Source organism: Mucilaginibacter sp. P1_D10 (assembly GCF_056406215.1).
The window spans coordinates 14,815-41,546 of sequence record NZ_JBFUAP010000018.1; the positions used below are offsets into that span (position 1 = coordinate 14,815).

General features: G+C 46.3%; 24 protein-coding genes and 1 tRNA gene. 15 read left to right on the forward strand and 10 right to left on the reverse strand.

Translation table 11 applies throughout. The features are described from left to right. The first annotated feature begins 13 nt into the window (after nt 1-13). Together AC1DYT_RS22420 and AC1DYT_RS22425 are read left to right on the forward strand one after the other, a co-directional pair. Nucleotides 14-742 carry a (Fe-S)-binding protein gene (locus AC1DYT_RS22420; protein ID WP_477471750.1) on the forward strand — a complete coding sequence of 243 codons (729 nt, stop codon included), beginning with the start codon at nt 14-16 and terminating at the stop codon, nt 740-742. Between the two features lie 3 nt (nt 743-745). Further along, nucleotides 746-1,234, forward strand: a complete 489-nt coding sequence (locus tag AC1DYT_RS22425; protein WP_477471751.1) for a metallophosphoesterase family protein — start codon at nt 746-748, stop codon at nt 1,232-1,234. A gap of 72 nt (nt 1,235-1,306) precedes the next feature. Here AC1DYT_RS22425 and rnhA read toward each other — a convergent pair whose 3' ends face one another. Next, nucleotides 1,307-1,768 (reverse strand): ribonuclease HI, encoded by a 462-nt coding sequence (gene rnhA / locus AC1DYT_RS22430; protein ID WP_477471752.1) that lies wholly within the window; start codon nt 1,766-1,768, stop codon nt 1,307-1,309. Between the two features lie 139 nt (nt 1,769-1,907). On the opposite strand from rnhA, the gene AC1DYT_RS22435 reads away from it, so the two are divergent. After that, the gene (locus AC1DYT_RS22435; RefSeq protein ID WP_477471753.1) at nt 1,908-2,375 is read left to right on the forward strand and encodes a MarR family winged helix-turn-helix transcriptional regulator; all 468 of its coding nucleotides are present in this window, start codon (nt 1,908-1,910) and stop codon (nt 2,373-2,375) included. 4 nt (nt 2,376-2,379) lie between these two features. Continuing rightward, entirely contained in the window at nt 2,380-2,883 is a 504-nt protein-coding gene (locus AC1DYT_RS22440) for a transposase (RefSeq protein WP_477471754.1), read from the forward strand. 3 nt (nt 2,884-2,886) lie between these two features. Here AC1DYT_RS22440 and AC1DYT_RS22445 read toward each other — a convergent pair whose 3' ends face one another. Continuing rightward, nucleotides 2,887-4,977: a heavy metal translocating P-type ATPase gene (locus AC1DYT_RS22445; protein WP_477471755.1), complete on the reverse strand. Its 2,091-nt coding sequence runs from the start codon at nt 4,975-4,977 to the stop codon at nt 2,887-2,889. A gap of 118 nt (nt 4,978-5,095) precedes the next feature. Here AC1DYT_RS22445 and AC1DYT_RS22450 point away from each other — a divergent pair. After that, nucleotides 5,096-5,169, forward strand: a tRNA-His gene (locus AC1DYT_RS22450). A gap of 414 nt (nt 5,170-5,583) precedes the next feature. Here AC1DYT_RS22450 and AC1DYT_RS22455 read toward each other — a convergent pair. Beyond that, nucleotides 5,584-5,997, reverse strand: a complete 414-nt coding sequence (locus AC1DYT_RS22455; protein ID WP_477471756.1) for a helix-turn-helix domain-containing protein — start codon at nt 5,995-5,997, stop codon at nt 5,584-5,586. Nucleotides 5,998-6,951: 954 nt separating this feature from the next. On the opposite strand from AC1DYT_RS22455, the gene AC1DYT_RS22460 reads away from it, so the two are divergent. Continuing rightward, nucleotides 6,952-7,878, forward strand: a complete 927-nt coding sequence (locus AC1DYT_RS22460) for a hydroxypyruvate isomerase family protein (protein WP_477471757.1) — start codon at nt 6,952-6,954, stop codon at nt 7,876-7,878. 61 nt (nt 7,879-7,939) lie between these two features. Then, nucleotides 7,940-11,065 (forward strand): PVC-type heme-binding CxxCH protein, encoded by a 3,126-nt coding sequence (locus AC1DYT_RS22465; RefSeq protein ID WP_477471758.1) that lies wholly within the window; start codon nt 7,940-7,942, stop codon nt 11,063-11,065. Nucleotides 11,066-11,128: 63 nt separating this feature from the next. Here the strand turns inward: AC1DYT_RS22465 and AC1DYT_RS22470 are convergent, their stop codons facing one another. Beyond that, nucleotides 11,129-11,596 (reverse strand): hypothetical protein, encoded by a 468-nt coding sequence (locus tag AC1DYT_RS22470; protein ID WP_477471759.1) that lies wholly within the window; start codon nt 11,594-11,596, stop codon nt 11,129-11,131. A 153-nt stretch (nt 11,597-11,749) separates the two neighbouring features. On the opposite strand from AC1DYT_RS22470, the gene AC1DYT_RS22475 reads away from it, so the two are divergent. The 4 genes from AC1DYT_RS22475 (at nt 11,750) to AC1DYT_RS22490 (ending at nt 17,012) form a co-directional block, all read left to right on the forward strand. After that, complete coding sequence (locus tag AC1DYT_RS22475; protein ID WP_477471760.1) at nt 11,750-12,421, forward strand: GDSL-type esterase/lipase family protein; 672 nt, start codon at nt 11,750-11,752, stop codon at nt 12,419-12,421. A gap of 83 nt (nt 12,422-12,504) precedes the next feature. Beyond that, entirely contained in the window at nt 12,505-14,697 is a 2,193-nt protein-coding gene (locus tag AC1DYT_RS22480; protein ID WP_477471761.1) for an outer membrane protein assembly factor BamB family protein, read from the forward strand. Nucleotides 14,698-14,918: 221 nt separating this feature from the next. After that, on the forward strand, nt 14,919-15,917 hold the full coding sequence (locus AC1DYT_RS22485; RefSeq protein ID WP_477471762.1) for an SH3 domain-containing protein: 999 nt from the start codon (nt 14,919-14,921) through the stop codon (nt 15,915-15,917). 12 nt (nt 15,918-15,929) lie between these two features. Then, a complete protein-coding gene (locus tag AC1DYT_RS22490) occupies nt 15,930-17,012 on the forward strand; it encodes a DUF2235 domain-containing protein (RefSeq protein WP_477471763.1) in 1,083 nt (360 codons plus the stop codon). Here AC1DYT_RS22490 and AC1DYT_RS22495 read toward each other — a convergent pair. The 6 genes from AC1DYT_RS22495 to aroQ all read right to left on the reverse strand — a co-directional run bounded on the left by AC1DYT_RS22495 (nt 16,982) and on the right by aroQ (nt 22,523). Beyond that, a complete protein-coding gene (locus AC1DYT_RS22495) occupies nt 16,982-17,254 on the reverse strand; it encodes a UBP-type zinc finger domain-containing protein (RefSeq protein WP_477458277.1) in 273 nt (90 codons plus the stop codon). The genes AC1DYT_RS22490 and AC1DYT_RS22495 overlap by 31 nt on opposite strands. 85 nt (nt 17,255-17,339) lie before the next feature. Further along, on the reverse strand, nt 17,340-18,119 hold the full coding sequence (locus AC1DYT_RS22500; RefSeq protein WP_477471764.1) for a LytR/AlgR family response regulator transcription factor: 780 nt from the start codon (nt 18,117-18,119) through the stop codon (nt 17,340-17,342). After that, the gene (locus tag AC1DYT_RS22505; protein WP_477471765.1) at nt 18,112-19,128 is read right to left on the reverse strand and encodes a sensor histidine kinase; all 1,017 of its coding nucleotides are present in this window, start codon (nt 19,126-19,128) and stop codon (nt 18,112-18,114) included. The genes AC1DYT_RS22500 and AC1DYT_RS22505 overlap by 8 nt, the downstream gene beginning before the upstream one ends. A gap of 80 nt (nt 19,129-19,208) precedes the next feature. Beyond that, on the reverse strand, nt 19,209-19,364 hold the full coding sequence (locus AC1DYT_RS22510; protein ID WP_477471766.1) for a type II 3-dehydroquinate dehydratase: 156 nt from the start codon (nt 19,362-19,364) through the stop codon (nt 19,209-19,211). Between the two features lie 130 nt (nt 19,365-19,494). Then, the gene (locus AC1DYT_RS22515; RefSeq protein WP_477471767.1) at nt 19,495-22,038 is read right to left on the reverse strand and encodes a mechanosensitive ion channel family protein; all 2,544 of its coding nucleotides are present in this window, start codon (nt 22,036-22,038) and stop codon (nt 19,495-19,497) included. A gap of 65 nt (nt 22,039-22,103) precedes the next feature. After that, nucleotides 22,104-22,523, reverse strand: a complete 420-nt coding sequence (gene aroQ, locus AC1DYT_RS22520; protein ID WP_477458279.1) for a type II 3-dehydroquinate dehydratase — start codon at nt 22,521-22,523, stop codon at nt 22,104-22,106. A gap of 41 nt (nt 22,524-22,564) precedes the next feature. On the opposite strand from aroQ, the gene xerD reads away from it, so the two are divergent. The 4 genes from xerD (at nt 22,565) to AC1DYT_RS22540 (ending at nt 26,665) form a co-directional block, all read left to right on the forward strand. After that, nucleotides 22,565-23,464, forward strand: a complete 900-nt coding sequence (gene xerD / locus AC1DYT_RS22525) for a site-specific tyrosine recombinase XerD (RefSeq protein WP_477471768.1) — start codon at nt 22,565-22,567, stop codon at nt 23,462-23,464. A 294-nt stretch (nt 23,465-23,758) separates the two neighbouring features. Further along, nucleotides 23,759-24,460, forward strand: coding sequence for a CoA transferase subunit A (locus AC1DYT_RS22530; RefSeq protein ID WP_477471769.1), 702 nt, complete (start codon nt 23,759-23,761; stop codon nt 24,458-24,460). Nucleotides 24,461-24,540: 80 nt separating this feature from the next. Beyond that, nucleotides 24,541-25,197, forward strand: coding sequence for a 3-oxoacid CoA-transferase subunit B (locus AC1DYT_RS22535; RefSeq protein WP_477458283.1), 657 nt, complete (start codon nt 24,541-24,543; stop codon nt 25,195-25,197). Between the two features lie 184 nt (nt 25,198-25,381). After that, nucleotides 25,382-26,665, forward strand: coding sequence for a glycosyltransferase (locus AC1DYT_RS22540; RefSeq protein WP_477471770.1), 1,284 nt, complete (start codon nt 25,382-25,384; stop codon nt 26,663-26,665). Nucleotides 26,666-26,732 lie beyond the last annotated feature (67 nt).

Genomic DNA, 26,732 nt, shown 5'->3' on the forward strand with positions numbered 1-26,732 from the left:
TAACTATGTGCCGATGAATGTTGAGCTGTTTATTCCTTGTTTTATAGATCAGTTGTACCCCGAAACAGCCTTTAATACCGTAAAGGTACTGGAGAAAGCAGGTTGCGTGGTTAGCTATAATCCGGAGCAAACCTGTTGCGGGCAACCCGCCTTCAACGCCGGTTTTTGGGACGATGCCAAAGCCATAGGCAGTAAATTTCTGAATGATTTCCGCGAAGACAGCGTTATCGTATCGCCATCTGCATCCTGCACGGGAATGGTGCGCAACTATTATAACGACCTTTTTACCAATACTACCTCGCACAACAAATGCCGTAATATCCAAAGCAATATCTACGAACTCAGCGATTTTCTGGTGAACATATTGCAGGTAGATTACTTCGGCGCCGAATTGGAGGGCCGCGCCGTTTATCACGATAGTTGCGCTGGTTTACGCGAATGCAAAATAAAGGGCGAACCCCGCCAATTGCTGGCCCAGGTACATGGCCTGGAACTGGTTGATTTGAAAGACGGCGAAACCTGTTGTGGCTTCGGCGGTACCTTTGCGGTGAAGTTCGATGCCATATCTGCCGCCATGGCACAACAGAAGGTTGATAACGCCTTAGAGGCAAATGCCGATTACATCATCTCTACCGATGCCTCCTGCCTGCTACAACTACAGGGCTATATAGATATGAACAATCTGCCCATCAAAACCATCCATATAGCCGATGTACTGGCACACGGCTGGGGCAATGTTTAGCGTATGACCCGTATAGGCCTTATATCAGATACACACAGTTTTTTAGACGATGCCGTATTCAAGCATTTTGATGCCTGCGACGAGATATGGCACGCGGGAGATTTCGGCACGCTGGAACTCGCCGGTAAACTTGCGGCCTTCAAACCACTGAAGGGCGTTTTCGGCAATATAGATGCGGCGGATATCCGCCAGGTATATCCCGAGCACCTCCGCTTTAAATGCGAGGAGGTTGATGTATGGATGACCCACATAGGCGGTTACCCGGATAAGTACAGCCCTGCCGTGCGCAAAGATATCTACCTAAACCCACCCATGCTGTTCATCAGCGGGCACTCGCATATCCTCAAAGTTATTTACGACAAAAAAATAAGCTGCCTGCACCTAAACCCCGGCGCTGCAGGCAAACAAGGCTGGCAAAAGGTGCGTACGCTGTTGCGATTTAGCATCACCGATGATAAGATACATGGCCTGGATGTGATTGAGTTGTTTTAGTTCATTGTTCATGGATGATAGTTCATAGCAGGAGAAGTTTTGCCCAAAAGTGAAGCTACCATGAACTATCACCTATGAACTACTTGCCTCTGCCTCGAAGACAGAATCTATCAATAAATCTTTTTGTTTACCGGCAGTTACGGCTAATACGTCGCAGCGTTCGTTTTCCGGGTGGCCGTTATGGCCGCGTACCCACACGAATTTTATCTGGTGCATTTTGCTGATGGCGAGGTACCTCAGCCATAAGTCCTTGTTCTTTTTGCCTGCGAAACCTTTGGCAACCCAGCCTTGCAGCCAGCGTTTTTCGATAGAATCGATAACGTATTTACTGTCGGAATAGATGGTAACCTGCTGGTTAGGTGTCTTGATGGCTTCCAATCCTGTGATAACGGCAAGCAGTTCCATGCGGTTATTGGTAGTTTTGCGGAATCCGCCCGATAACTCTTTGTAATGCTGCCCCGAGCGCAATATTACCCCGTAACCGCCCGGCCCCGGGTTACCGCTCGATGAACCGTCTGTGTAAATTTCTATCATAAGCCATCGTCCCCCGCTGGTTAGCGGGGAACAAAAGTAACAAAATCCGGCAAAGCGCGGAAGGTGGACAATTTCTCTGTTTGATATTCAATAGAAATATTATCTTTGTAACTAAGATACTTATTGCATAAGATTAATTATGAAACTATCCGACAGCCAAATCAAACGAATAAGTGAACTGGGCAGGCAGTTTTCTGATGCAACAATATTAATGCACGAGGCTATTGCCAGGCGGGCGGGCTTAACCGGTACCGACCATAAATACCTCGGTTTATTGATGCAATATGGTGCCATGACGGCGGGCGAACTGGCAAAACGCACCGGCTTAACTACCGGCGCGGTAACTGGCGTTATTGACCGGTTGGAACAAAAGCAATTGGTAAAGCGCGCATTCGACGAGCACGACCGCCGCAAAATTGTGGTGGTGCCCCATCTGGATAATGCCGCCAAACTCCTCGCCCCAACCTCTGCATTATTGCAAAGCCGAATGGTTGAATTAGTAGCTTCCTACACGGTAGAACAACAACAACTCATCGAGCAATACTTGCGCGCCGCCATGGAGGTGATGAATGGTTTTACGCAAGGCCATAACCAAAATAAAATTTAAATTGATGCAAACGCTATCCTCAGATTACGTTACCCACGCCGAAATTTGGCTGTTTACCACCACGCTCTTCTATTTTTTAATGAATGGTGCCCAGTTGTTTGAAACGATGGTACTGGTACCCAAATGGACTGCCAGTCCGCCCGAGTCGCTCCAAATTTTTAAAGGCAAGTATGCAGCAGACTTGAAAACCTTTTGGATTGTGACGCACTCTCTGCACGAAGTTACCTTTATTGCAGCCATCGGTTTTTGCTGGCAGATAGGTGGGATCAGGAATGCGTTATTGATATTGTTCATGATCCATTTTGCCGTGCGGGTATGGACGATAGGCTATTTTGCGCCAAATATTATCGAATTTCAGAAGATCGCAAAAGGCGAGGCTCCACAAGGCGACAACCTTTTATCCCGCATGCAACGCTGGAAGCACCTTAATTATCTGCGTGTAGGTATTTTTGTTGCGGTATCGCTGGCCTTGATACCACTGTGCGTTCAATTAATGAATATGCGGTAGCCGTTAATGCAGTTTCTTAACCTTCAACCTTAAAGAATTACCAATCACAATCACATCGCTAAAAGCCATTGTCAAAGCGCCAACCATTGGGTTTAAAAAGCCTAAAGCAGCAACAGGTATAGCAATAACGTTGTAGGCGAATGCCCAGAAGAGGTTTTGTTTGATGGTGAGCAAGGTGTGCCTGCTTATCTGTAGAAATTTCACTACGGATTGCAGATCGGTATTCAGCAGGATGACTTTGGCAGATTGGATAGCTATATGGCTGGCATCGTTCATAGATACGCCTACATCGGCCTGGGTAAGGGCAGGGGCATCGTTTATGCCATCGCCTAACATAATGGTTTTGCCTTTTTTTCGGTAAATATCCACCACGCTCAGTTTCTCTTCTGGCAGCTTCTCAGCGTGCACATCTGTAATACCTAATGTTTTGGCTACAGATGCGCAGCGGCTGGACTTATCGCCGCTTAATAGCACCGGCTTTATGCCCGCTTTTATCAGTGCAGCTATCAAACCTGCGGCATCGGGCTTTATGGTATCTTCAATGGCTATTTGAGCCACCAGTACGTGGTTTTTATACAGTGAAAGGTTGTAGTCGTTATCGGTGCTTAGCTTTGCGGTGCCCAGGAAATAGTTATTGCCTTCCACGTCTTCGGCACGCATGCCCAGGCCCTTTTCTTCGACGGCAGATTTCAGTATCACCTTTTGTTTGGATAAGCCACTAAGGCCTTTTACCAGGGATTTAGCAATAGGGTGGTTAGAACGCTCCTCAATAGCAGCGATGGCCCCGCGGATGCTTTCTATATCGTGTCCGGGCGCTGCTTTAATATCTTTTATTCCGAATTTCCCGGTGGTAAGCGTGCCGGTTTTATCAAATATTACATATTTTGTATTGGCAACGGCTTCGATGGTGTCGCCGCCTTTAATCAAGATACCATTCTTTGCGGCGCGGCCCAAACCAACCATTACGGCAGTAGGGGTGGCCAGGCCCATGGCGCAGGGGCAAGAGATTACCAGCACAGCTATGGCATGCATCATGCTGCGCTGCAGGCCGGCATCGGTAGCAAAATAGGTTACCACAAAGGTGATAAGTGCAATCAGTATCACAACCGGCACAAATATCGCTGCCACCTTATCGCCCAGTTTTTGTACCGGCGGCTTGGCTGCCTGTGCCTTCTTCATCAGATCGATGATTTGGGCGAGAGTGCTGTTGCTGCCAACTTTGGTGGCCATTATTTTGATATTGCCCTCCTGCACTATGGTGCCGCCTATAACCATATCGTATTTCTTTTTCTGTACCGGGATGCTCTCGCCGGTAATCATGGCCTCGTTTATAGATGCCTCGCCCGATAGTACTTCGCCGTCTACAGGTACCTGCCCGCCCTCGTTCACCAACAGGATATCGCCGCTTACTACATCTTTGGCGCTTATTACTTCAATGCCATCCTTAATTACACGGTTAGCGTTCACCTGCTGAAATTTCATCAGGTCTTTTACCGCCGATGTGGTTTGATTTACACTACGCTTCTCCAGCACATTGCCCAGTAGCACTAAGGTGATGATGGTAGCACAGGTTTCGTAAAAAAGGTATTGCTCGCCCAGGTTTTGTATAGTGCCCACCAGGCTGTATATAAACGCAGACGACGAACCGATGAAAATCAGCACATCCATATTGGGCACGCCGCCTTTTACAGAGCTGTACGCGCTTTTACCGAAATGCAGGCAACCCACCAAAAACACGGGCAGGCAAAGCAATAATTGCACCATAGGGTGGTGCAGAAAATGCCATGGCAGTACCATATGCAGCAGGAGCGGGGTGGTAAACGCGGCGCAGAAGATGAATTTATTCTCTACCTTATCGTAAAAAGGCGTTTTATGGGTAGCAATATCGTCAACAACATGGAAACCCAGGTTTTCGATATCTGTGATAATTTCCGGGACTACGGACTGGTCGGTAGTTGAAAATTTTACTTCTTCGGAAGCAAAGCTCACCAGGATATTATCCAGTCCTTTCTTTTCCAATAACTTATGGATGCTCATTGCGCAGTTATTGCAATGCATGCCCGTAACGTTCAATTCAACCAGTTGCTCTGCCATGATGTACAAATTTACCCATTAAGTAGAATTGTTCTAAATAATTAAGGTAAGGCGATTGTAATTTTAAAAAAGCTTTGCAAATTACGGTTGAATTCCTATTTTTGCAGCCTCCAATACGGTAGATGTAGCTCAGTTGGTTAGAGCATCGGTTTGTGGTACCGAGGGTCGTGGGTTCGAGCCCCATCATTTACCCGGAAGCCTCTCATGAAAATGGGAGGCTTTTTTTATGCAGTGTTCTTCAGCAAATGCAGGTGTTGCAAAAAATGTACGTTCTCTATAAGAAAAAATTGCAACTATCTGTATATCAGATTTTTAATTATTGCCTGTTGCGAAATTACGTCTGGAAATTTTATCTATAAAGCATACTAATTGCTCATTATCAGTAAAATAACAAATTTCTATTTTTGTGAAACACGTTGCAGTGCATTTGCAACACATCAACAACACGCATTTTTAGGGTACTGACAAAGTTGTGTCACCATTTGGCTCGCAAATCCTCACTGCCTTGCATAAAACCTTAAATATGAATCACAGAAACGCAGCACTCTACCCATCACGCCCCATAGAAATTGAAACAGGTAACAATTTGTATTCATAAACTAAAAATTAATAGTGGCGGAAACTTTGGCGGTATTGTCGAGGCGACATTGTGGTGATTTTTTTAAATGTTCGGGAAAAGTTAGAAAGGCTTTTAAAGCCCGTTAATTCTGCAATTTCAGAACATGGCGCATGACTCGTGGCGATAATATGTTGCGCACGTTCAATACGTTTTTCTATAATATAGGCCAACGGCCTGGTACCTGTATGTTGCTCAAACAATCGAGAGAAATATTCGGAATTTTGGTTAGCTCTATCTGATAAAGAATTAACAGATAGGGGCTGATGTAGGTTTACCGTTATAAAGCGCATTGCGTCTAATATTTTTATGGGTATTTGCTGAATATCGTTTTTATTGTAAACTTCCGGAAGCGTAAACCGGGATATTAATAAAAGTAAAAGACCCTGCGTTTCTAAAAACACGATAAGTTCTGACTATTGTTAAGTTGTTGATATTCGTTATAATAGATATTCTTTTCATATACCTGCGGATTATCAGAACGGTTGATCCCTCTTCCGGGATTAATTTCAATTAAACGTTGGAAGTGTATAACATCAAGTTCATTGGCTCTTACCTTTAGGATTGACAGGTTAGCCTGAAATATAGAATCACCTTCGGGAGATTCTTCGAAGAACTGCACAAAATATTGACTAAGGTATTCCGGGCAAACTAAATTACATAAGGTATAAATGTGGTATTATATACAAATATACGGGCTCCAGTTTTAAACTTTTTTCCGGATCAGATAATTCCCCTTCTCCCTCATCTATGTAATATATTCTATGATACGGACTGATTATATTTCTATAATTCCATTTTCTATCCAACTTTACATAATCGATATTCAAAAGCGATAGGTTAGGCCGTAACGATTTTTTGATCATAACTTATTAAAGTAATATACGGTTAAGCATTTTTAATACTTAGTGGTTTATATTGCGAAGAAACTTTAATCTCAAAAGTAACAGATTAAGTGTTGCTTATTTGACAAAAAAAGATATATTTTAGTCTAAATCCAACCTGCAACACATTCTAGATGTCTTGTTTTAAACTAATATAAGTCTTAAACTGTGAAAAAATCCTTGTAACTTAATACATTTGATAATCAATATTAAACTATCAATTGAAATATGAGAACATCTCTGTTTCTAACAATAAAAAGTCTGCTGATGTAAAGTTTCCATTTTAAACTGCTGATATATTTGCAGTATGAGTAAAAGCTGGATCGGCGAATCAGCGATTATTGAACCTAGTAGTACAGTCAGAATTTCACTATACGCGATAGTTATCTAAAACCAGGATAATTAGCCTGATAATGTAAAATAAACCCAACCAATTAAAATAAAACCTAACCAATTGAAATAAAAATAAGTTCTATGAAACGCAGAAACTTTGTTCAAAACTCCGTACTGGCAGGTGCATCAATATTAACAACCGGATTTTTAAAATCAAATTCAGCAAATGCCAAGACCGCGCATGCTGATAGCGGCAAACCTTTTAATTTAAATTATGGTATTCACGATGGCATGTTTAAAAACCATGCGGGCGGCGATTTTATTGATCAAATTAAATTTGCTTACGAGCAGGGATTTCGCGGTATAGAAGATAACTGGATGGGTGGCCGACCTGTTGATCAGCAGAAAAAGATTGGAGATACACTTGCCAGGTTGGGCATGACCATGGGCGTTTTTGTACAACCTGGTTTAGGTAATGATACCAACCTGTTAGCATCAGGAAAGGCGGAATACATCGATAAGTTTATTGCCAGCTGTAAAGAAGCCGTGGAAGTGGCAAAACGGACCAATTGTAAACAGTATACCGTTGTTCCCGGAGATTTTGTGCGCAACCTGCCCATTGGTGTACAAACAGGCAATGTAATTGAAGCTATCAAAAAAGGAACAGCCATTATTGAACCCCATGGCCTGATGATGGTGCTGGAACCCCTCAGCGACAACCCCGACCTTTTTTTACGTACACCCGATCAAGCTTATGCTATTTGTAAAGCAGTCGGTAGTCCATCTTGCAAAATCTTGTACGATATGTACCACATACAACGCAACCAGGGCAACATTATCCCTACACTTAATTGGGTTTATGATGAAATAGGTTATTACCAGGTTGGCGATAATCCCGGCCGCAACGAACCCGGTACCGGCGAGATTAATTACAAAAACATATTCAAACTTATTTATGATAAAGGATACAAAGGAGTGGTAGGCATGGAACACGGCAATGCGGGTGCCGGTAAAGCAGGCGAGCTTGCTTTGATCAAAGCCTATCGCGAAGCTGATAGTTTCATTTAGGCAAAAGGAAGGAAATGAGTATTTTATAATAAAAACAAACAACAATAAAAGAAAACATAGAATGGACAACAATAAAAGAAAACGTTTTTTATTAATAAGTGGATCAGTGGCGGCGATTCCTTTGTTAATAGTATTCGGCGCCTTTACCAATATTCCTGAAAAACACGCATCGTATAATTTAGCCACGATTGATACGCCGCTTACCGAAGCACAAAAACATTTGGCTAAAAATGGCTTGAAGGGGCTCGACATGGCGCCTGGCCTGCATGTTGAAACCATGGCAACCGAGCCCATGCTGATCAATCCTACCAATATCGACGTGGATGAAAAAGGAAGGGTTTGGGTAACGGAGGCCTATAATTACAGGTTTGAAATCAATCACAACAAACCTAAAGAGGCAGGTGACCGGATCCTGATTTTAGAAGATAAGGATGGAGACGGAAGTTTGGAAACAAGCACGGTGTTTTATCAGGGCCCCGAGGTTAATGCACCTTTAGGCGTATGCGTATTGGGTAACCGGGTATTGATATCGCAAAGCCCCTATGTTTGGGCTTTTTATGACGACAATAATGATGGTAAAGCCGACCGAAAAGAAATACTATTCCAGGGGATAGGCGGTGAACAACATGATCATGGGATGCACAGTTTTGCATTTGGCCCGGATGGTAAACTCTATTTCAATTTTGGGAATGCAGGTAAAACCCTCAGAGATAAAAATAATGAGGTGGTGCTTGATCAGGATGGTGATGAGATAGGACCAAAAAAATACAAAGAAGGAATGCTGTTCCGTTGCGACCCGGACGGTACGCATGTGGAATGCCTGGGCCATAATTTCAGAAACGAATACGAATCGGCCGTAGATAGTTATGGCAATATATGGCAAAGTGATAATGATGATGACGGGAATAAAGGCGTACGGATAAATTACGTGATGGAATACGGAAATTATGGCTACACGGATGAAATAACCTGGGCGGGCTGGAGTGCTAAACGCATTAACATGGAAGATTCGATCCCGCTGCGTCACTGGCATCAAAATGATCCGGGTGTTATCCCCAATCTGTTACAAACAGGTTCCGGCTCCCCTACCGGGATGGTTATTTATGAAGGGACGCTGTTACCGCAGCAGTTTCAAAATGGGATGATCCATGCCGAACCGGGACATAATGTTGTCCGGGCCTATCCTGTTCAAAAAGCCGGCGCGGGATATACTGCCGGTATCGTCAACATGCTTAATGGCGATAGGGACCAATGGTTTCGCCCGGCAGATGTCTGCACAGCTCCGGATGGTTCTTTAATTGTAGCCGACTGGTATGATCCCGGCGTTGGCGGGCACCGGGTGGGCGATCTTCAGCGTGGCCGCATATACCGGGTTGTTCCCGAAAGTATGAAAGCCACCTATAAAATACCTGAACAGGATTATACCACACCGAAGGGTGCAGTGATTGCCCTGCAAAATCCAAATCTCGGCGTTCGCAGGCATGCTTTCATTGCCTTAACAGGCATGGGAGAATCAGCAATACCAGAGCTGGAAAAGTTATGGTCAGCATCGCCCAATCCCCGTATGCGTGCCCGGGCCCTATGGGTGCTTTCAAAATCAACAAAGGCCGCAAAATACCTTTCCGAAGCCATCAACGATCCTAACCCCGATTTAAGGATAACCGGGCTGAGGGCGGCAAGAGAAGTAAATACCGATGTGCTTAAACTTGCAGCAGCTTTAGTAAATGATGCAGACGCACAGGTAAGGCGCGATTGTGCGATTGCGTTACGGCATCGGAATGAACCGGAAGCTGCGACGATATGGGCGGCACTTGCAGCCAAACATACCGGCAACGACAAATGGTATTTAGAGGCGCTGGGTATAGGGGCCGACAAGCAATGGGGTCAATTCTTTGCAGCCTACCTCAAAGTAGTACCGGATCCTTTATCAACAGCCGGAGGCAGAGATATGGTGTGGCGGGCCCGTACAAATATTGCCCTTCCGTACCTGGTAACGCTGGCTAAAGATGCAAGTGTTCCGTTAAAATCCCGTTTGAGGTATTTGAGAGCTTTTGACTTTTATCCACAGCCCGATAGATCCAAAGCTTTGGTGAAATTATTAGAAGAAAATAATGGTAAAGATTTGCAATTAAGTGCAATGCTGTTGAAGTCCTTAAACCCTCAGGATATATCAGATTCGCCTGTATCTCAGCAACAGGTTCAACTGGTTTTAAATTCGTACACGGGAACACAGGATTTTGTTGATATGGTAAAGCAGTATAATATTACTACCGAAGCCGATAAATTGATGGATCTGGTAAAAAGCAAAGGTGTTCAGAGTAGCGGAGGATATCAGAGCGGAGGAATAGGGGCCGACGCGGCCAGGCTATTACTTAAAGCGAATGAAGACGTTCGTTTCCTGAATGCTATTAAAGGTAAAGATCAAAATGCAGCGTCCAATGTTTTATCAGTACTTGGTGCAATAGGCAACGATGAATCAATAGCGATCCTGTCAAAGGTGATTTTATCAGATCAGTACAGTGTATCCACTCGTCAAAAAGCGGTGCAAGCGCTGGGTAAAAGTCAAAATGGGGAAGACCGCGTTCTGGCAATGCTTGAGGGGAAAAAATTACCGCAGAGTTTAATTACACCAGCTGTTGCAGGCTTGAGCGGAACACTCAGAAAAAGCACGCTGGACAAAGCAAAAGCCTTTTTACCCAAAACCGCTGTTGCCAAAATTGCAAAAACCAAGGTGCCGTCTGCCAATCTTACTGCCATACTGGCTTTAAAGGGGAATGCGCTGAAAGGAAATGCCGTTTTCCTCAGAACCTGTTCGGTATGCCATAAAGCTAATAAAGCCGGTTTTGAATTTGGGCCTAACTTATCAGAAATAGGCGCCAAGTTACCAAAGGAAGGGTTATTTGATGCTATTGTTAACCCCTCTGCAGGTATTAATTTTGGATATGAGACCTCACAGCTTATTATGAAAGATGGCTCGACCCTGATGGGGATCATTTCGAGCCGGACAGAGACAGATATCGAATTGAAGTACCCAGGAGGCTCTGTTCAGAAAATTAAAACGGCTGATGTTAAGCAAATAAAAAAGGTGTCGGCCTCAATGATGCCGGCCGGCCTGAATCAAACAATGTCAAAACAAGAATTCGCGGATCTGCTCACGTTCCTTGCCTCTTTAAAGAAAAAAGAATAATACAAAGAAAGCAGTAACTTGCCTTTGGGGAATCTAAAGCCTCTCATGAAAATGGGAGGCTTTTTATTTAGCCGTAGTTCGGTCGTGGTGGGAGTTTAGTTTATTAAGTACACAGCTAACCCATTCCAGTTGGTCTTCCCCTATGATGAGTGTCTTAAATCCGTATCGCTGCCCTTCCATTTCAACTCCTCTTGAGTCATCGATATGCAGGTCGATATCAAAAGCTTTTGGATACTTTGAGCAATGGATACCGCTGCCACTTAGCTTTAGCGAATGCCGCTTTTGATTGATTACAAAATCGATAGAGAAACCGTTCAGTAAAAAAAGGAGTTTAACCCTGCTGTACGACCTGTGCGATGTTGTGTATATGCCGACTGAATGCCCTTGTTTCCTTAGTGTTTTAAAAAGAGCAACAGTCCCTTTCCTTATCCGTTCTACACCCAACAGCTTTTGGAATAGGGTTTGCCGTTCTGTTTCGAATACCTTGCTTCCGGGAATTATGGTATCATCTAAATCGAATGATATTTTCATAGTACTATTACACCAAAACTTTGCTTCTGCATTTTTATTATGCCTCGGCTACTAATCCTTTCCAACAGGTGCAGCATCATCCATCTCTCCATTTTATTTTTATGCGTATATTGCCTCGATTAGCCTAATCCGCGGGCCACTGCTTAAAGTTCAATGATTAAATACAAGCCTTTCCTGCTCAAAATCTCTCTTTTTATCAACCTGCTTTTTGCGCTGTTTTTTGTAGGCAAACAGATTTATTATAACCGGCGGTATTTCCACCCGGCGCATATTGAAGCAGACAGATGGAACGACTTTTTACGTAGGCCCAACGACACGCTTGCCAATGTTTTTATAGGCACCAGCCTTACCGCAGGTTTCCCGGTGCGCAGAGAATTTAAAAGCGATACTGTCAGGAATGTCGGCGTCAGCGGCTCGCAATCGGCATTTATCCTTGAGCGTTTTAAAATAGTGTTGACGCATCACCCCAAAAAAATTTTCATGGAAGCAGGCGTCAACGATATCAATTTTAATGTGCGTCTTGATACGTTCATAACTAATATGTCTACCGCTATTCAATTGGCCAGGCGGTCGTCGGCACGTATTTATGTCCAGTCGATATTGCCTACGCGGTGGCCTCAAATCAACAAATCGATACCCATATGGAATGCGAAGTTAAAACAGCTTTGCATGGAAAACAACGTGCCGTTTATCGATTTGTACCCGCACTTTCTTGATGATAGGGGTATGCTTGATAAAGACCTTACTACTGATGGTATTCATCTAACGGCAGCGGGCTATTACGTTTGGCGCAAACAGATTGATTATTTTGTAAAACAGCAATAACCTGCATCTGATAATTCTGTATCTTGACGGGCTTTTGGGTTTATCCCGATAAAGCAAAACCATTACCCAAGCCTGATAAATTCATGAAACAAGCTTATTTGCTATCTGCCGCAGTAGTATTGTCGGTCGCTATTTATTCCTGTAAACATTCCGCTGGTCCGGTAACGGCAGATTATAAAGGCTGGGCTACCTATGCAGGTAGTAAAGATGGCGCTCGGTATTCGGCAAGCGAAATCATCACCTCACAAAACGTTTCGGGGCTTAAACAGGCCTGGGTGTACACCTCTAACGACCGTGATACGGGCAACCGCACCCAAAACCAGTGTAATCCCATTATGGTTGATGGCATGCTGTATGGCTCTACGCCCAAGCTTAAGCTGTTTTCCCTGGATGCCGCCACCGGCAAGCAAAACTGGCTTTTCGACCCGGCATCGCTGGACAGTACCGCTAAGTTCAACCCGATGTTTTACTACAAGGTAAACCGCGGCGTAGTGTACTGGCAGGATACCGATGGTGGCAACAAGCGCGTGTTTTATAATGTTGGCAATAAGGTTTATGCTATAGATATTGTCACCGGGCAGCCTTTAGCCGGTTTTGGCCACGGCGGCTATCTGGATATGACGGAGAACGTTGGCCGCGAGATACACTCCTTCGTGGCATCTACTACACCGGGAATTATTTATAAAGATGTTTTGATCATGGGCGTTCGCGTGGCTGAAAGCGAAGATGCCGCACCCGCGCCAATACGTGCTTACGATGCTTTGACGGGTAAGCTCCGCTGGAGTTTCAATACTATACCGCACCCGGGCGAAAGGGGCTACGAAACCTGGGAAGATAAAAACGCGTGGAAAAGCCTGGGTGGGGCCAATAACTGGTCGGGGATGTCGCTGGATGAAAAACGGGGCATCGTATATATTCCGACGGGATCCATCGGCGGCGATTTCTATGGTGCCAATCGCAAAGGGCAAAACCTTTATGCCAACTCGCTTATCGCGCTTGATGCGTCGACCGGAAAATACATCTGGCATTATCAATTCGTGCATCATGACCTTTGGGACCGCGATTTGCCAGCAAACCCCAACCTGCTGACCATCAACCGTGACGGGAAAGATGTAGATGTGGTTGCCCAGATAACCAAGCACGGCTATATTTTTATGTTCGATCGTACTAACGGCAACCCCATCTTCCCGATAAACGAAACGCCTGTGCCAACTGTGGGCCTGCCCGGCGAACAGCCATGGCCCACGCAGCCGATACCCACTTTGCCCGTACCTTTTGCCCGCCAGAAATTCGGGCCGGAGGACGTAACGGACATTTCGCCAGCAACCCATAAGGATATGATGGAAAAATACCTGAAGGTGAAGTACCGGGCGATGTTTAGTCCGCCAAGTAAGGATGGCGGCTGGATTTTCCCGGGTTTCGACGGCGGCGGCGAATGGGGCGGAGCGGCAGTTGACCAGCAAACCAAAATCATGTATATCAACAGCAGCGAACTGCCATGGGCGCAGGTGATGATAGATGTACCCAAAACAGATAACAACGACCATACGCTGGCAGGAGCGGGGCATGCGCTGTATAACCAACGCTGCATTGCCTGCCACGGTGCCGACCTTAAAGGCAATGGAAGCACTATCCCGGCTTTGCTCAACCTCGATAAAAAATACTCCCTGGCACAGGCAAAAAACATCATCGATAACGGGCGTAATATGATGCCATCTTTCAAGGCTATCCCCGAGGGAGAAAAACAAGCAATATTGACCTTCCTGCTTAAACTGCCCGAGAAAGAAGCTACCGGCCCGACTGGCAGGGGCGGGTCAGAACCGGTTACGGCAGCAAAGAGCGCTTTGCCGCCTGCGCCATACACCATGGCTGGCTACACGCGCTTCATCGATAAAGACGGTTACCCCGGCATAAAACCGCCATGGGGCACTTTGAATGCCGTTGATTTGTCGACAGGGAAGCTCTTGTGGAAGGTACCCCTGGGCGAATACGTCGAACTTACCAAAAAAGGCATACCCATTACCGGCACCGAAAACTACGGCGGCCCGTTGGTTACCAAAGGCGGGCTGGTGTTTATAGCCGCCACTAAAGATGAGATGATACGCGCCTTCGATAAAAAAACGGGTAAGGTGCTTTGGCAGGCAAAATTACCCGCAGCGGGTTACGCCACGCCTGCCTGTTACGAGATAGCCGGCAGGCAGTACATTGTAATTGCCTGCGGCGGCGGCAAAATCGGCAGCAAATCCGGCGATAGTTATGTAGCGTTCTCACTATAGTTAACATACCCACCTGGGCATTGGCACAGGCATTCCAATCAATAAAAGCCACATCTGTCAATTCAGCTGCGGCTTTTTACCGTGTTTTCACCCTTATTGTTTGCGTGTTTTGCCGCTTGCAGTACTCCTGCAAGTTGTCGAGATTTATAACTCGTTTCAAAGCAACCTATTAAAAACCCGCGTGCGCGGCCGCCCGGCATCGGCATGCTTAAACTTTATTTATGAAAACAAAATTTGGCTTTACGTTGATGACCATCGCGGAGTTCGAAACCTGGCTCGCCGGCCTGCAGGTGGCACGTACCATTTTAACGGTGCAGGAGCACCATACCTACAGCCCATCATACAGCCAGTTCAAGGGCAATAACCATTTCGAACTGCAGCAGGGAATGAAAAATTACCACGTAGCCCACAACGGCTGGAGCGACATCGCGCAGCAGTTCACCACTTTCCCTGATGGTACGATTATGACGGGGCGCTCGATGGAAAGCACCCCCGCCTGCATATTGGGGCAAAACGCGCATGCTGTTTGTATAGAGAACCTGGGCAATTTCGATACCGGCGGCGATGCCATGACACCCGTTCAGCGCGATACCATCATCAGGATGACAGCCAAGCTTTGCGCCCGTTTTGGTTTGGCCGTGAACGATACCAACGTAGTGTACCACCACTGGTTTAACCTGGCCACCGGCAAGCGCAACAACGGTACAGAAAACAATAAAAGCTGCCCCGGTACCAATTTTTTCGGCGGCAACAAGGTAGCTAATGCCCTTGCCAGCTTTCTGCCGCTGGTAGCTGCCGTAGGGCATACACCTGCGCCGGCACCAGCGCCTGCCCCTGCACCGCCAACGAGCAATTTGCTGAAATATGCCTGCGTTACGGCCTCAACCCTTAATATACGTACTGCGCCCAATGCTGCCGCCGCCAAGGCAGGTGCGCCTGTGCTGTTGGGCGCTATATTGCGCGTTTACCAGGAAAGCAACGGCTGGTATAAAATATCAAACAGCCAAAGCCAATGGGTTGCCGCGCAATATACCATACCGGTAAAAAGGGCAACCGTTAAAGCAAGCACCCTTAATGCGCGCAGCGGGCCCGGCACCGCCTACCCAAAAATCGGAACGCTGAGCCAGGGGCAGGAAGTATTCATTGAAAAAGAAGAAAATAACTGGTGCAAGATTGCCATGGATGGCAAATGGGTAAGCAAAGATTACCTGGCGTTTTAACAATGTATAGTTATGGCAAAAATCAATAAGCGCATCATTACTTGCAGCGATGGTACCTGGAACAAGCCCGGCGATGTGGAGGAGGGGGTTAACCTGCGTACCAACGTGCAAAAGATATTCGAGGCGATTTGCAATGAAGATGGCGAGGGCGTAAAGCAGATAAAGTATTACGACCAGGGCGTAGGCTCTACCGGCAGCAAGCTGCGCCGCATAATTGATGGCGCAACCGGTTACGGCCTCGACGAGAATATACTGGATGCTTACAAATTCATCATCTGGAACTACGAGCAGGGCGACGAGATATACCTTTTCGGTTTTAGCCGCGGAGCATACACGGCTCGCAGTTTGGCGGGCATGATACGCAAGGTTGGCCTGGTAAAAAACAACGACTTAAACCTCATTAAGCAGGCTTACGATTTGTACCGCAATACCAAAATAAAGCCCGATGATGCGCTTGCGGTGAGTTTCAGGCAACGGAACAGCCAGCCCGAACCTGCCGCCCACGTAAAGTTTATTGGCGTTTGGGATACCGTAGGTTCATTGGGCATACCGTTTATGGTGATGCAAAACAAAAAGAAATACCAGTTTCACGATACCACACTGAGCAGCGCGATAGATTTTGCTTACCATGCTTTGGCGGTTGATGAGCAACGCAAAAACTTTATCCCCACCTTATGGAAACAGAGCGCCAATGCCGATGGCAGGGTGGTTAAGCAGGTTTTAGAACAGCGGTGGTTCCCCGGCGTACATTCAAATATTGGTGGCGGTTACCCCACTATGGGCATTAGCGATATTGCGTTGCGATGGTTAATTAACAAAGCCAAAAATACCGGGCTGGCATTTGAGCAGGCGTATATCGATGATAGGGCCAAGATACAACCCAACATAGCAGATGAGGTTTACAATTCCAATAAGTTGCCGTTTAGCCTGCTGGGCAATTATGTGCGACCGGTGTTGCAAGGCATGGGTGATGGTGAAATAATAGATGAATCTGTCTTCCAGCGGATGGCGCTCGATTTTAGCCCCAAACCGGCTTATAAACCGGGCAATATACAGCCAGGGCCTCAATACTCCACAAATTCTTCGTCGGGGTAGCACCACAGCCAGCGTTCGCCAGGCTGGGCAGATGCTATTACCGGGTGCTGCGTGGCGCGGTTATGCTTGGTCATGTGGGTGTTTACCGATTGGTCGCAGCAGAGGGTTACGCCGCAGGTTTGACAAGTGCGCAAGTGGAACCACGTATCGCCGGTTTTGATGCATTCTTCGCAAACGTGCTCGTCGCTCAGTTTTACTTCGGTAATGGCTTGCAGATGCTTGCAAAGGTTTGGGTCGTTCATAGCCGGATGTTTATAACTATAAAGGTAATAATTGTCGGCAAATAAAACACCCTGCCGCTTCAATCCGGCAGCCAGGCTATGCCAGCTATTGGTTCATCCACACCTTATACTCGGGCACCCGGGCTTTGCTGACGAGTATTTGTTCGCCGGGCTGGGGCAGCACTTTTATCGATAGGCGGCCGTTAAAATAAAAGTCAACTTCGGCAACAGCCGTACGATTGATGATGAATTGCCGGTTGGCGCGGAAAAATTGCAGAGGGTCCAACTGTTGCTCAAGTTGCTCCATCGTAAAATCCATAACGTATTGGCGGTCGTCGGCAGTGCGGGCGTAAACAATCTCGTTGGCGGTGTAAAACCACGCAATTTTTATCGCCTCTACAGGTATCAGCTTCTCGCGGAAATGCACCAGGAACGAGCGTTTATACGGGTTGCTTAGTTTATGCAGATGCTCCAGCAAACGTTCCACTTCGGCGGGGGCATTTGCCCCGGCGGCCGGTTGCGATACCAGGCCTTTATATTTGCTTAGCGCGGCGGTTAGTTCCTGCTCGTCGAACGGTTTTAGGATATAATCTATACCGTTATTTTTGAAGGCAGTAAGGGCATGTTCGTTATAAGCGGTAACGAATATCACCGGCTTGGTAATGGCCGTTTTTTTGAATATCTCGAAACTCATGCCATCGGCCAAGCTAATGTCCATAAAAATCAAGTCGTAATTGCTGTTGGCGATAAACCAGCTTACCGCATCCTTTACAGATGGAAGGCTTGCCATTATGTTTATGCTGTCATCTATACTTTGCAGTAGGTGTGCCAGGTTGCGGGCCGTAACGGCTTCGTCCTCTACTATCACTATTTTCAATTCAGCCATGGCACAAAGGGAGCATTACGGTGAAGGTTCCTGTTGATTTTTGAATGTCTATTTCCTGATGCATCAGTATCCTGAAACGCTCGCTTAGGTTAGCCAGGCCAATGCCGCTGCTTTCGGCAGCTACGGGCTGCAGGTTGTTGCTGATAGCCAATTTGTCGCCACGGATGTCTATTACTACGTTCAGCGGGCTGGTCGGCGTTGCTGCGTTATGCTTAGCAGCGTTTTCTAACAAAGGTTGCAGCGAAAGGTGTGGCAGGCGGTATTGCAGGTATAGTTCCGGTATATCTATTCTTAAGGAAAAGGCATCCTCCAGCCGCATCTTTAGTAGTTCCGCAAAGGAGGCCACCATCTGCAGCTCATTGGCCAGGCTCACCAAATTACCCGGCGGCTTTTCCAGGCTGTAGCGGAACACATTAGATAGATGCTTGATGTATTGCTGCGCCATAACCGGGTTTTCGCGTACTACACCCGATAGGCTGCTTAAGGAGTTGAACAAAAAGTGCGGGTTCAACTGCTCTTTCAACAGCTCCAGTTCTGCAATGGTGTAGGCATTCTTCAGTCGTTCATTTTCTTGCAGGTGTTGTTTAGATGCGCGCAACAACAGGATGATTTTGATGAGGATACCCGTCAGTAAGGCAGCCAGTGCAAACCTGGCCATGTAGGCCGCCCAGTATATTCGCCTAAAGCTATCGTCGTGAAAAACGCGCCGTTGTATGCCGCCAAAAAAGGCTATGAACAAGAATGCAATCAAAAAATTGACGCCGACATATGCAAGATATTTGTTTTGGTTGCGTAGCGAAGTAAGCCAGTGCTGCTTTATGTTAAGATAAAACGCAAGGTAGCAGAACGTAAATTGCACCAGTACCTGGTAGGCAAACTCGGTGATGTTGAAATGCCAGTATTGCGCCAGGACGCCGTTCTCGCGCAGGGCAAGCAGCTTACCCGCATTCAGCATTACGGCCAATAGGGCCGAGCTGTAAAGGCATATCTGTTTCTCGGTTTTATCCATCGGGTAAATGTAGCGGAATATACGAGGTGTGCCAGCAAAATAAAAGGCGAGGCTGAAAAAAGCGGGGGCGAAGTTTTGGCCTATATCAAAAAACTCTCGATAGCCAGGCGGTAGGAATGCATGCCGAAACCCGCTATAACGCCGCGGCAACAGCTGGCCAGCATAGAGGCATCTACCTTAGCAAAGTCTTGCCGGGCACTGGCTGTGCCGGTTAATCTTATCGCAGCGAAAAGCATGATGAGGTACTTTTTTATTTAAACGCGATATTTTTTTATAAATATTGATTTGGAAGATTAAAGACATCGTGTTGCCTTTTTTTAACAAACCCCGCATCATAAAAATCATTGTTCATGCTATTAAGTTCTCTTAGCTTGCCGGGGCGATGGTATCCGTTACGTCCGTATCGGAAGCTTTAGCCTCCCCACCCGGGGGATTGGTGTTTTTTTTCGCAATTTCCGCAGTTATATCGCCCGTTTTCAGGTGCAAATCCCGCTGAGGGAAAGGTATCTCTATACCTTCCCTGGCAAATGTTGTGTAAATGTCGGTCAGGATGTGGCTCTTAAGCGATAGCCAGGTGGTAATATCAGCCGCCCAAAACAGCAATCGGAAATCTACCGAACTTTCGTTTAAATTATGCACGAAAACCAGTGGAGCTGGGTCGTCCATAATGTCTGTCCGGTTGCAAAGTAAATTGGTAAGGGTATTTTTTACTTTCTCAATATCCGAACCATAGGCCACGCCGATGATGAGTTCGATGCGGCGGTTGCTGTTGCTCAACGTCCAGTTAATCACATGGTGCGATATCAGGTCGCCATTTGGGATAATTACTTCCGCACCATCGCTGGTGGCAATTTTACTGCTGCGGATACCGATTTCCATAATGGTGCCGCTACGCCCATCCACTTCAATGATGTCGCCAATTTGTATAGGCTTCTCGAAGGCCAGTATCAATCCCGATACCAGGTTGTTCACAATGTTTTGCAAGCCAAAGCCGATACCGATTCCGAAAGCACTGATGATAATGGTTATTTTATCCAGCGGAAACCCTGAGGCGGTGATGGCAAGTAAAAAGCCCACGGCAAATACTGCCAGTTTGATGAGCAGGGTAGAGGTGCGGTTTTTCTTTTTCAGGATGTCGATGTCGGTACCGCTTTTGCCGGCCACATCGTACAAATAGCTGATTATTTTGGCCACTACGGAAGATAACCATAGCACGGCAATAAACACGATGATACTCTGGAATGTAAATTGGGTATTGGTGCCGCCAAGGCTGCGGCTTTGGGTTAAAAAGTTTTTGATGTACGTGAAGACGGCATCTTCCACACTGAGGTTTTGCGTAAGCATAATTAACCAAAGCAGGCCGGCTAGTACAGTTAAAATACTGCGGAATTTAGTTTGCAGCATTTTGAAATCTATAAACGAGCTGAGGCTATTGCTGTTTTTATTTGCTTCCAGCTGCAGGAAAAGGCTCTGCATAATAATTTGCACCAGGTAATACATGCCGAGGGCCAGCCAAAGATTATAAACCGCGGTTACGCCCAGGATTTTTGAAAGAGTAACCCGCCCGAAAATATTGCACAATGCCGATGATACAAGCAGGATAGTAAATATGCGCAGGATAATATGGGTATAAGGCAGGTAATCTTCGGGTGCTTTTTTCACGATACGGTAAAACTGCTGCGTTACGAATGTAGTGGCCAATGCCAACAGCAATACAATAACCCTATCGGTATTGCTCACTTCTACAAACAAGTTGCTGAAACTATAAATTACTGTAAGGCAGAATAATATAGCTAAATACCTGAATAGCTGTTGCGGACAGGTTTTTTTCACCAGGTAAAGAATTGAACCGGTTAATACGGTGAAAAAAATCTCCAGCACTACTACTGGTGGATGGTCATAAAAATTGGGTACGATGGCAAAAGCCACTATCAAGGCCGAAGCGATAGGGTAGATCGATGCGTACTTAGCGTGCGCCAAAATCGTATGCGGCGATTCTTTTATCCTTAGCAATTTGCGGCGGTTGGTGTATATCCAAATGTAAAACAGTACCAAAATCAGCACGCCGGCAAAATGGATAAATGGGTCGCGGGCGATAAAAAACCCGAGTAGGCGCATATTCATATTCACCGTTTTAGTGAGCGCAGTTTTAAAGGTGCTCTCGGTGTTCCGGTCCATCTCCCAAATACTATTGTTCTCGTCAGACAGGGCGGAGATACTAAACTCCCTTATCTTCAGATCTATCTGGTCGCGCAGGTCTATCAACGCTATGTACACCGATGCGGTACGGTTTTGCAGCAAACCTATTTTAAGTAGCAGCGTTTTATTGGTGGCATCCAGCTTTTTATGCTTGCCATCAATGGCTATTTTTTGTTTCAGGAAAGAAGTGGCCAAACCGCTATCTGCCGGCATTATCTTCAATGAGGAGTCTTTAGCCATCAACGCGAGTTCGTTTTGGTTTTGTACCAGTTTGGCATTGATATCGGTAAGGCGTTCCTGCCAGGTATCCAACTGGTCGTCGCTGCGTGTAAGTATGTCGCGTATGGCGTACAGGTAGCGCAGGGTGCTGCTGCGGTCGTTGTCTATTAGCGTTTTTATCAGTGTTACCCGCCTTTCGAACGACGGTAGTTTTTGGCTGATGTCAACCGTATCTATATTCCTAGACAGGCTGGTTTTTATCTGGTTGAAAGCGGACGTATAGTACTCTATCTTTTGCAGTAAGGTATTTACAGATGTGTCGGACTTTTTGAAGCTCCGCATCATCGAATCGCGCCTTAGGATAGATTGGCGTAGTGAATCACGGACGCTCAGCTTCCTGCCTTTTTTGGAGGACTGCTGAGCAAAACCACTCCCTGTAAATAACGTAAATATGAATAGGAGGAAAGCGGCTATTTTGAGGACTTTGTTCATGGGAAGGGCTAAGCATACGCAATGTGGTAACACCAACCAGGCCAAAACGTTTTAATTATTTGAGCTTAAGCCAGTAGCATACTCTCAATAGCCAGCCGGTAGGAGTGCATGCCGAAGCCGGCTATAACGCCGCGGCAATTGCTGGCCAGCATAGAGGTGTGCCTGAATTCTTCGCGCTTGTAAACGTTGGAGATGTGCACTTCTATCACCGGTGTAGTGATGGCTGCAATGGCATCGGCAATGGCGATGGAGGTATGGGTATAAGCCCCTGCATTAATCACGATGCCATCGGCAGTAAAACCAACCTCATGCAGTTTGTTGATAATTTCGCCCTCTACGTTACTTTGGTAATAACTTATGTTGATGTTTGTAAAATGTTTTTGCAATTCGGTTAAATAATCCTCAAAGCTGGCGCTGCCGTAAATAGATTTTTCGCGTACGCCAAGCAGGTTTAAATTTGGGCCGTTTATAATTTGTATATTCATTTGTTTCAAACTTAGGCATAAATCATCAAAACTAAAATCTATTGGACCGGGCCACCGCAATAAAAGGATTTAAGGCTTATCTGAAGCTCGAGCGAAGCTTATCGGCCAATTCTATAGAAGCTTATATAGATGATTTAGGTAAACTATATCAATATGCTGATTTAGAGGAGGTAAAAAAAATACCTAAAGATTTTTCTTTACACGATTTGCGCGGATTTATTGCCTGGGTGAACGAGCTGGGCATGATTCCATCCAGTCAGGCACGTATTATTTCGGGCATTAAAGCCTTTTATAAATACCTGTTGATGGAGGACTATATCAAAGCCAATCCATCTGAATTGCTGGAGACACCACGTATTAGGCGCAAGCTCCCAGATACCCTCAGCCTGGAAGAAATAAACCTGATGATTGACGCTATCGACCTTTCTAAACCCGAGGGGCCGCGCAACAAGGCTATACTGGAGGTGCTTTACGGTTGCGGCCTGCGCGTATCAGAACTTACCGAACTGAGGCTGTCGAACCTTCATCCCGAGATAGAATTTATAAAAGTAACGGGTAAAGGTAGCAAGGAGCGGCTGGTACCAATAGGTGGCGAAGCCATCCGCGCCCTGAAAATTTGGAATGAACTTATTCGTGTGCATATGCCCATAAAAAAGGGAGAGGAGGATATGGTGTTCCTAAACCGCCGCGGCAAACGGCTGAGTCGCGTTTATGTATTCATGATGATAAAAGAATTGGCGGCATCCATCGGCTTAAAGAAAACCATCAGCCCACACACCTTCCGCCATTCGTTTGCCACGCATCTGGTTGAGCGCGGAGCCGACCTGCGCGCCGTGCAGGAAATGCTGGGCCACGAAAGCATTACCACTACGGAGATTTACACGCATCTGGATAGGCAATACCTCAAAACTGTAATTACCGATTTCCATCCGCGCAATTAACTTACCCGCCAACCTTTTGCTGATCGGGCACTCCTTATTTAAACACAGTGGCCGCAAAAGAGGCGCAAAGGGAACGGAGGCACTGCAACGGGTTAGTGAAAATTGAGTGAAAACGAATTTTTTCGGATTAAATCGAATTTCACGAGTTTTTAGCTTCGTCCGCCCGGTCAATTCAAAAGCATCCAAATCAAATTCGTGTTCACTCAATTCTACTACTTTACAAATCCTTCCACGAACTATCATCTATGAACCATGAACTAAAATATCTAAGTTTGCCCCAACCAATTATTTACCATGAATAAAATTGTGAGCGGTGCCGATGAGGCCATCCGCGATATTGAAGACGGCCACACGCTGATGCTCGGCGGTTTCGGCATGTGCGGCCTGCCCGAAAAATGCATTCTAGCCCTCGTGAAAAAAGGCGTAAAAAATCTTACCTGCATATCCAACAATGCCGGGGTGGACGATTTTGGCATAGGCTTGCTGCTGCACCAGCGCCAGGTAAAAAAAATGATATCCTCTTACGTAGGCGAGAACGCCATATTCGAACAACAGCTGCTCAGCGGCGAACTGGAGGTAGAGCTAATCCCGCAAGGCACTTTAGCTACGCGCTGCATGGCAGCGGGCTACGGCATGCCCGCTATTTTTACCCCCGCAGGCATTGGCACCGAGGTAGCTATAGGCAAAGAGATACGGAATTTTAACGGCAAAGATTACCTGTTGGAGATGGCCTTCGACGCCGATTTCGCCATCGTAAAAGCCTGGAAAGGTGATAGGATGGGCAACCTGGTGTACCGTTCAACCGCCCGCAACTTTAACCCTGTAATGGCTATGGCAGGCAAAATCACCATTGCCGAAGTAGAAGAACTGGTAGAGCCGGGAGAATTGGACCCCGATCATATCCATACACCGGGTATATATGTGCACAGGATTTTCCAGGGAACGGATTACGAAAAGCGAATTGAGCAAAGGACGGTTCGTAAACGCGATAATTGATAATAAACGATGTCATTGCGAGCGATAGCGCAGCAACCTCATACGACTGCTCCTCGCACTGACAAATAAGGAATAACATGATGCTTGATAAAACAGGAATAGCGAAACGCATTGCAAAAGAGATAAAAGACGGTTACTACGTAAACCTGGGCATTGGCATACCTACGTTGGTGGCCAATTATATCCCGGAGAATATCGACGTGGTACTGCAGTCGGAAAACGGGTTGCTGGGCATGGGGCCATTCCCTTGGGAAGGCGAGGAAGACCCCGACGTAATTAACGCGGGCAAGCAAACTATTACCATGCTGCCCGGCTCGGCCGTGTTCGATTCGGCGATGAGCTTTGGGATGATACGCTCGAAAAAGGTTAACCTTACCATATTGGGTGCGATGGAAGTATCAGAAAACGGCGACATTGCCAACTGGAAAATTCCCGGCAAAATGGTGAAAGGCATGGGCGGCGCTATGGACCTTGTAGCATCTGCCGAAAATATCATCGTGGCCATGCAGCATGTAAACAAAGCAGGCGAATCGAAATTATTACCAAACTGCACCCTGCCCTTAACCGGTGTAAACTGCGTGAAAAAAATAGTAACCGAACTGGCTGTGCTTGATGTTTTGCCCGAAGGAGGCTTTAAACTGCTCGAAAGAGCCCCCGGCGTAAGCGTGGAAGACATTATCAAAGCTACTGCGGGGAAATTGGTGATTGACGGCGAGATACCAGAGATGGTATTATAATAATACCGCCTGTTACCAACCAGTCGGTCGGTTGAAACCGACGGCAATGAAGGTGGGTTTCTGAAGATATTATTGCCTATTAATTTCCAGCACCCCACCTTCATTGCCGTCCCATTTATGGGACGGAAGAAGAAAATAACTACTTTTAACCTTTCAACCTTAAAACCTTTCAATAACCGCAACTATGCACTACGCAATATGTACCTACGGCACAAGGGGCGATGTACAACCCTATATCGCACTAGCTTTGGGGCTGATGGATAGGGGAAACCGGGTCACCGTACTGGCTCCAGAAAACTTCAGGGATTTCGTAGAAAGTTATGGCGTTCATTTTTATCCCCTCCACGGCGATGCGGAGGCTATCCTCCAATCCGAAGAAGGGCAGCGCGTGTTAAAGACCGGCAACATCGTAGCTATCCTGAAGTATATGCAAAAGGCCGGCCGCGAGATACAGCCTATCGTAAACCAGGATTTATTAACAGGCTGCGCCAAGGCCGATGTTTTGATTTCGAGCGTGCTGGCTGTGATATGGGTACGCACCATTGCCGAAAAACTTGGTAAAGAATGGGGCCTGGTACAGCTTAACCCACCATCGGCACCAACAAAGGAGTTTCCATTTGCGGAGCTGGCATTCATTAATTGGGGGCCTTATAACTGGTTTATTTACTGGCTGCTTGGCAAAGTTTACTGGCAATTCAATAAGGACGCATTGAATAAATTCCGCGCCTCGTTGGGGCTGGCTGCTGTAACTACGGCTAATATGAAAAACGACGCAGCCGCAAATCATCTCGATCTTTATGCTTTTAGCCCGCAACTGATACGCCAACCTGCCGATTGGAACAGCAATACCCGCATCACAGGTTTTCTTACCCTGCCGCCAAAAATCCGCGAAGCAAATAAAGGCGAAACACTGCCAGCCGGATTGGAGGATTGGCTTCACCATCCTGACAAGCCCGTGTACATGGGTTTCGGCAGCATGCCTGTGCCTGATGTGGATAAGATAACGGCGATATTGCAGGAGATAACCCAATCCACTAACCTGCGCATTTTGTTTTGCAAGGGCTGGTCGCAAATACCCAAACTACAAAGCCACCCTAACTTATTCGTGGTGGATAAAATCAACCACCAATGGCTATTGCCGCAATGCAAAGCAGCCGTAATACATGGCGGGGCGGGCACATTAGCCGCCGTTTTAAAAGCAAAAATCCCCGTAATCATCTCCTCTGTATTTGGCGACCAGGTGTGGTGGGGCGATATTATCCAAAAGAAAAAGCTGGGTTTCCATATCCCTTTCAAACAATTGACGGCAGATAAATTGATCAAGGCTATCAGCCAGAGCCAGTCGGAAAAGATAAAACGCAACGCAGCCGAAACAGGGGAGGCCATCAACCAGGAAGACGGACTTAACACCGCGTTAAATGCGATAGAGGATTACTTTAATGGCACCCGCCAAAACCAGCGGCCATAACTTTTCAACCTAAAAACATTCCAACCTTTCAACAAATCGTCAACTTTCCAACTTTACAACACCAAAC